The organism is Pseudomonas sp. Sample_21 (assembly GCF_004307525.1).
Taxonomy (GTDB): domain Bacteria; phylum Pseudomonadota; class Gammaproteobacteria; order Pseudomonadales; family Pseudomonadaceae; genus Aquipseudomonas; species Aquipseudomonas atacamensis.
In genome coordinates this window covers 47,804-53,838 of the sequence record NZ_RCNZ01000102.1, presented here as the reverse complement: position 1 = coordinate 53,838, position 6,035 = coordinate 47,804, and the positions used below count along the sequence as shown (strand labels likewise).

The 6,035-nt window shown below is 59.8% G+C and carries 2 protein-coding genes; one reads left to right on the top strand and one right to left on the bottom strand.

Features of this window, described 5'->3' with window-relative positions:
- Positions 1 to 254, top strand: a 254-nt coding sequence (locus D8U71_RS19170; protein WP_130888433.1) for a DUF6124 family protein, incomplete at its 5' end; no start/stop codon positions are given.
- A gap of 62 nt (positions 255 to 316) precedes the next feature.
- Here the strand turns inward: D8U71_RS19170 and D8U71_RS19165 are convergent.
- The gene (locus D8U71_RS19165) at positions 317 to 6,034 is read right to left on the bottom strand and encodes a membrane-targeted effector domain-containing toxin (RefSeq protein ID WP_130888432.1); all 5,718 of its coding nucleotides are present in this window, start codon (positions 6,032 to 6,034) and stop codon (positions 317 to 319) included.
- Position 6,035: the final 1 nt, after the last annotated feature.

Sequence of the window (6,035 nt, the reverse complement as noted above, 5' to 3'; positions counted from 1 at the left end):
CTCTGGATTTTTACCTGTGCCCACAGCCGAGCAAAGCGCGCCCGCCCGGCACCCTGTTTCTGATCCAGCCCGACGTCGACACCGAAACCCTGCTCGCCCACGCCTGTGAATCCCTCGCTTCAGCCAACACCCTGGCCAGTGATTTCGCCGATCAGTTGGGGCGACCGCAGCGCAATACGGCGCTGGTGATTCAGCAGATCATCATGCTCGCTGAGCTGGCGGTGAACCGTGCGCTGGATCGGGTTGATCCGTAGGCGTAAAAAAACCACCGGGCCGTTAAGCCCGGTGTTTTCCACGACGTGCAATCGCGTGGATGTCACGTCACCTGTGTCAGCTTGACGTCCGTTACAAGCATGTCGACCAAGGTTTGCAGGTATTGGAAGCTCTCATCTTTTTTCCCCCAGCGATCAATGAAGAACAGACCTTTGTCATTGATCTGAATCGGCGTCTCAACGATCTCGCCGGACCTGGATCTATGCACCACACTGGCTTTGCGGGTATCTGCATTTTCGATCAGGAATTGGCCCTGTCGAGTCAGTCTGCTGCGACTGACGGAAGGCGGCGCAGCAGGCTTTTTCGTGCCGGGGACGGCCACCTCCATCACAAAGTCGCTGCTCAAGGCCCTCACGTTGGTCTCGTGCTGGCCGCTGACAAATTCCCATGTACCGCGATGAATATCCCTGGCCAGCTCAGGGGCGGTGTCGCGCACGTGCAGGCTGACGGCTGAAAGTGTATCGGCCAGACCTGGCACGCCGAGGTTGTAATTGGTGTGCGCACTGCCGATGAGGGCCACCCATTTATGCGGGCCGTTGGCCAGTTGATCAGCCTCGATTACTTGGGTTGCAAAGTAGCTGAACATCTCGTTTCGCGAGACTGCTTTGTCATGCAGGCCCTTGAGGTGGTAGGACGCTGTGCAATCGATCGCTCTGATGCGGATGTTGTATTTGGCTGCTGCCTGGTAGAGCTCCGTGTAGGTATCGCTCCCACCGTAAGCCATCATGTGCCCTCGGTCCTGACGATGCAGGTACGCCTTCAGCCTGTGCGGCATACGTTGGGTTCGCAAAAAAATGTCGAGATCGGCCTGGTGCAGATCGGTGAACAGGTGCTCGACATACAACGTGTCATAGCCTGCTTTCTTGAGCGCTTTCATGTGCTTTTTCAGCAGCGCTTTGCTCGCTACATCGGCATGGGCTTCGCCGATCAGCAGATTCAAGCGTCCGTCGGCCAGCTGCCGCAGAAAAGCCTCGAATGTGCAGTCGGAGGTGAGCACCGGCAGGATCGGCGCATCGGGAGGGACGTAGTCGGTGAAAGCGTCTCTGGCGGTTTTTTCCAGGCGCTTGCGCTGGGCGATGAAAGCCTCGTAGGCCGTTCTTTCACTGGAGATCGTCGGGGTGTAATTCGAGTCCATGGAGTAGGGCTTATGCAACATTTCAGCAATATCGTCACGCAGCGGCAAAGCCACATCGAAATCGCTGAAGTGATCAACGGCGCTAGCTGCGGCGGGGGGCCTGGAGACGGGTAGAGGTGCCTTGTAGGCGCTCGGCATCTGTACCAGGAAATCACCTTGCGCAGTCGCATCGCCGGCGATGGCGCCGGGTGTATCCCTGCTTATGCGTGCCGGTTGGTACAGGTCGATGTCTTCAACACGTATGGCTACGGCCTCGTGCAGGTCGGCCAGGCCCGGCGTGTTGTCGAACGTGGTCATGCGCGACTGTTCGGTCAGGGCAATCCAGCGCTCTTCGCCGACGTCGGCCACATCACTGGCAAGCGCCTTGTGCGAATAGAAGTTTCTGATGGAGTTGTTTCGCGGGGTCAGCGGCGAGACCTCGGACATCACCATGATCCCTTCGAGTTTATAGCTGGCCGAGCCGTCTAGCGCATGGATGCTCATGCCTTTTTCCCGGGCCCTGCGCACCAGCGCCAGGTAAGAAAAAGCTGCGTCCGGCGCATACCCCATGGCTTTGTCGAGCGCCTTCAGGTGTTTGTTGATATGAAACCAGGAGCCGTTCCTGTTGAGCTTTTCCAGTTTGAGATGAAACACGTCACCCGGCAGGTATTCGAGAAAGAGATGCTTGTAGCCGTTCGCCACGAGGACGTCGAGATGCTCGATCAATAACTGTTTGCTGGCGATCGAACCAGGTTGTGCACCGATCACCAGGTTTTTTGCGGCGAATGCATCGCTGCCGATCAACTGTGCGAATGAGGTATTGGCGGCAACTGCCGGCACTTCGGCACGGGCGGGCAGCGGTGCGAGCCGGGCAAAATGGCGCGTGGCGTCTTTGGTGAGTTTTTCGACCTGTTCCAGATAGGCTGTGCGTACATCGCTCAACTGATCGACCACCCGGGCCATGATGGTCTGCCGCGGGATACCCATGTCGCTCAGTTGCAGCAATGCCTCGCGCGATTGCGGCACCAGCAACGTTTCGACGCGCTCGCGGTAGTCGATCGCGACTCCATAATCTTTGTGCGGACCGGGTGTATCGGGTACAGCTTCGTATTTCGGTGCCCCGCCGGACAGGCCGCTGCGCACCATCACCCCGTCGGAGTTACGCACGGTCAGAATGCCGGTCGAAAGCAGTCCGGAGCCATTCGGATCCGGGCGATAGAGCAAATAACGGCCCAGCGCGTCCGGGTTGTTACTGGCGTAATACGACTGTCCTCTGAAAGCGACCGCCTGCATATCGTCCCAGACGGGTTCAGTGGCCATTTGATCGACCAATGCCAGAGCACTCTGTTGCTCATCGCCGGCAGTGGCGACAGCCTGACGTAACGGGCGCCGGACGGGCTTGAGTGACCGTAGCGCCGGACGCAGATCCGTCAGCACCGCGCCGGCACTGTTGAACAGATAACCGAGCAAGTGCCGGAACGCTTCGTTGTTGTTGCCCTGACGATAGGCATGCAGGGCGAGCATCGCGTCCTTGAAGGCCAGCAACAGGCCGGTGCTCAGGCTCAACAGCGGGAAGGGCGCGGTGGCGATGGCCGCGACCCACTCAACGCTCGTCCAGATCAGGCCGGCGATCATTTCGATACGACTGGTGGTGGTCGCGTGGACGTTGTCGATCCGCCGTTGCAGCTTCATGTCATAGAGCGCGGTGAGCAGGTCGCTGACGGCGTCAGCCGGTCGCATCGAGTCGTAGCGGGCGGGGCTGGGGGTGGTTTTGTTGAGGTCTTTGGGCAGCTTCTTGCGGATGTTGTCCAGGTGCGTGCGGACCCGGGTCTGGGCGCTGATACCCACGCGCGAGGTGAAGTACTCGACCATGCCCGATTGCAGCAGCAGATAATTGAACAGGCGCGCTTCACGAAAACGCACGCCGTCCGGCGCGTCCGGCGTATACAGCAGAACCGGATTACTGTCATGGCTGAACAGCCAGGTATCGATCACCCATTCGCCGTCGATCATCAACCGGTGGATCGGGTACTTCGTCCGCGTCTGCCCCGACGTTTGATCCATGCTGGTGATGCTTTGCTGGAGCCATTGCAGGTCGCTGCTGGCGATATGTCCTTGCAGCTGGCATTCCAGCGCGGCGCTTTGCATCTGGCGCTGAGTGATCGCCAGTGTCGCGTTGCGGCGGAACGCGTAGCCTTCGCTTTGGGAATTCTGCAGCTCCTTTTTGACTTTGTCGGTATAGCGTTGGCCGATCCACACCCCTGTGACCGAGCGCGCGACATTCTGCGCGGTCAGGCTGCTGATATCGATGCCTTGCGGACCTCTGAAGCGCGCCGAGCGTGAGAATTTCTGCTCGAGAAAACCCACGCCGTCGGCATAGCCGTCGCGATACAGCCGGGTATAGGTCAACGGCTTTGGTGTCCATGAGGGCACGATCGATTTTGGCGAGTAGGCCCAGACGGTGTCAGGATCGACGTCATTGGCCGCACGTTTGAGCAAGCGGTTCAGGCTGAGCTTCGCTTGCTCGTGCACGTAGGCGTCAAATGTCTGGAAACGCCCGCCCGACAGCGGATGTTGATTGAATGCGAGCAGTGCGCCCTCGGCGTCGTCGCTCAGCGTCGTCAGTTGTCGGCGATTGGCCGCAGTGGTCGAGCGATACCACACCGGTGTACTGAAATCATAATCATCGATGCGTGTGGCAAGCACGTGTTCAGCCATCGCTTTGAGGCAATCGAGATGGTTGCCGAGGTGATCGAAAGTCACCTTCTGGTGCTCCGCTGCTTCCGGTTTGAAGCTCAGCCCCGACAAGACTTTGCGCAGAGCAGGACGAAAGCGCATCGGTGCGCGGCTGACCAGGTAACCGGCCATGGTTTGGGCTGCGTCACCCTGCTTGGCCCACGACAACACATGGGCCTGACATTCGCGCTCACTGTCAAAGGCCTCGAACTGGCGATCGCGTGGGGCTTGTGGCGTGCATAGCAGAACGCGTTTGACCGCACCGGACTGATCGTTCTGACGCAGCACCCAAAGGTCTTGGAGTTGCGCACCGTGCAAACACAGCGTGGCGGCGCGTAACTGTGAATCGCTGCCGCTGCGCAGGCGCTGGATCATTTGCAGGTCGCTGTCGAGCAGGTGCCCTTGCAGCGCTGCGGTATGGGCGAGCGCGACGATGCGCTGATCGAGCATCTGCTCAATGGCAGGTTTGATTGCGGAGCTTGCCTGCATCTGCGTTTGCAAACGTGCGAAGTCGACGCGCGGTTCCAGCTCCAGTGCCTGCTTGATCACCCAGGCGGGCGTCACGTCCGCGTACTCGTCGGATAACGGCAGGTCGTTGTAAGTCAGCCGGGTGTGGCTGAGAAACTCCGAGCCTGGCAACTCATCGCCGGTGTGCGGGCCGCGCAGGGTCAGCTCGACCAGGTTGCGCTTGTGCACATATACGCCGTATCCCGGTACCCGCCGGTCGGTGGTGATTTGCAGGTTGTCCGGTTGCAGATCGTCGATTTGCAGATCATCACTCAGACGCTCCAGCCATTGCTGGCGGGCCACGGCCATCAGACTGACCGCGGGGCCCATCAGGTCAAGCAGGTTTTGCCGGGCCTGATTGTAGTTGCCCAGGTGCAAGGCCAGTTCGGCCCGCTTGGCGGCGTCGGCGCTGCGGTACCAGTCCGGGGCGCTGTTGCGCAGGTGCCGTTCGAACAGCGTTTGTGCCTGAAGGGCCAGACGCGGAGTGAGATCCGGCAGCGCAGCGCCGATGGCGCGCTCCAGCTCGGCGATCAAGCGAGCGGGATCCTGCTGCGGGTTAGCGGCGAAACTCAGTGCATATTCGATATCCAGGGTGCGTTTTTCGATCAAGGCATCGTAGATGTGTTCGAACAGCGGTTGGCTGTCGATGGGCGTCAGCTGCAATGGCCAGATTCCTGCTGTACCGATCTCGTGGTAGCGGCTGGGCAGCAGCTGCATCAACTCGTCACGGCTGATGCTGTGCTTCATGGTCTCGAGCAGATGGGCGTCGAGATCAGCCAGGGAATTGAACAGCTCCAGGCCCCTGGCGGGCGTGAACAACACGACGAAACCCGCGCTCTGGTCGGTCAGCAGATCGCTGACTTTCGGGGTGTCGTTTTGCGTAACGACAAAGGTCCCGGCGAGCTCGACAGTGGTTTGCTGATAAGTGAACTGCAACGCATACATGGCCGGACGCAACAGCGGGCCCAGCGCCAGTTTCTTCATCAGCTCACCAGCCTGCGGGTGCAACAGGCGATCCTTGACGGCTTGTTGCGCCTCGTCCTCGAGCGCGGTGAAACCGGCGTCGTATTTAAGGAAGGTTTTCGCCGGTTTGCCGTCGATCTGGTCACGCAGATCCATGTTGATCAGTTGCGTGCTGAGGCGCACCTTCAGCGTGGCGATCAGTTGCTTGCCAGCCTCGCTTTGCAGGTCGCTGGTTGCCAGCGCCTGATAGAGCGCGCGACTGCGTTGCAGGTAGCCGTCGCGATAGGTTTTCAGCTGCTCTTCGAGGCGTTTGAGATGAGCCTGCTCGGTGCTCGGTTTGTGCTCGGGCAGCAGCGGGGTTTCGGTGTTGAAGAGCAGACGCCCGATCTGGTTGAGATCGTTTTTGATCTCATCGGGTGTGGGTGCGTTGGGGGTGCTCATG

Excerpts from the sequence above, each read along its gene's own strand:
- D8U71_RS19165 (WP_130888432.1), bottom strand. The coding sequence starts at position 6,034 with ATGAGCACCCCCAACGCACCCACACCCGATGAGATCAAAAACGATCTC.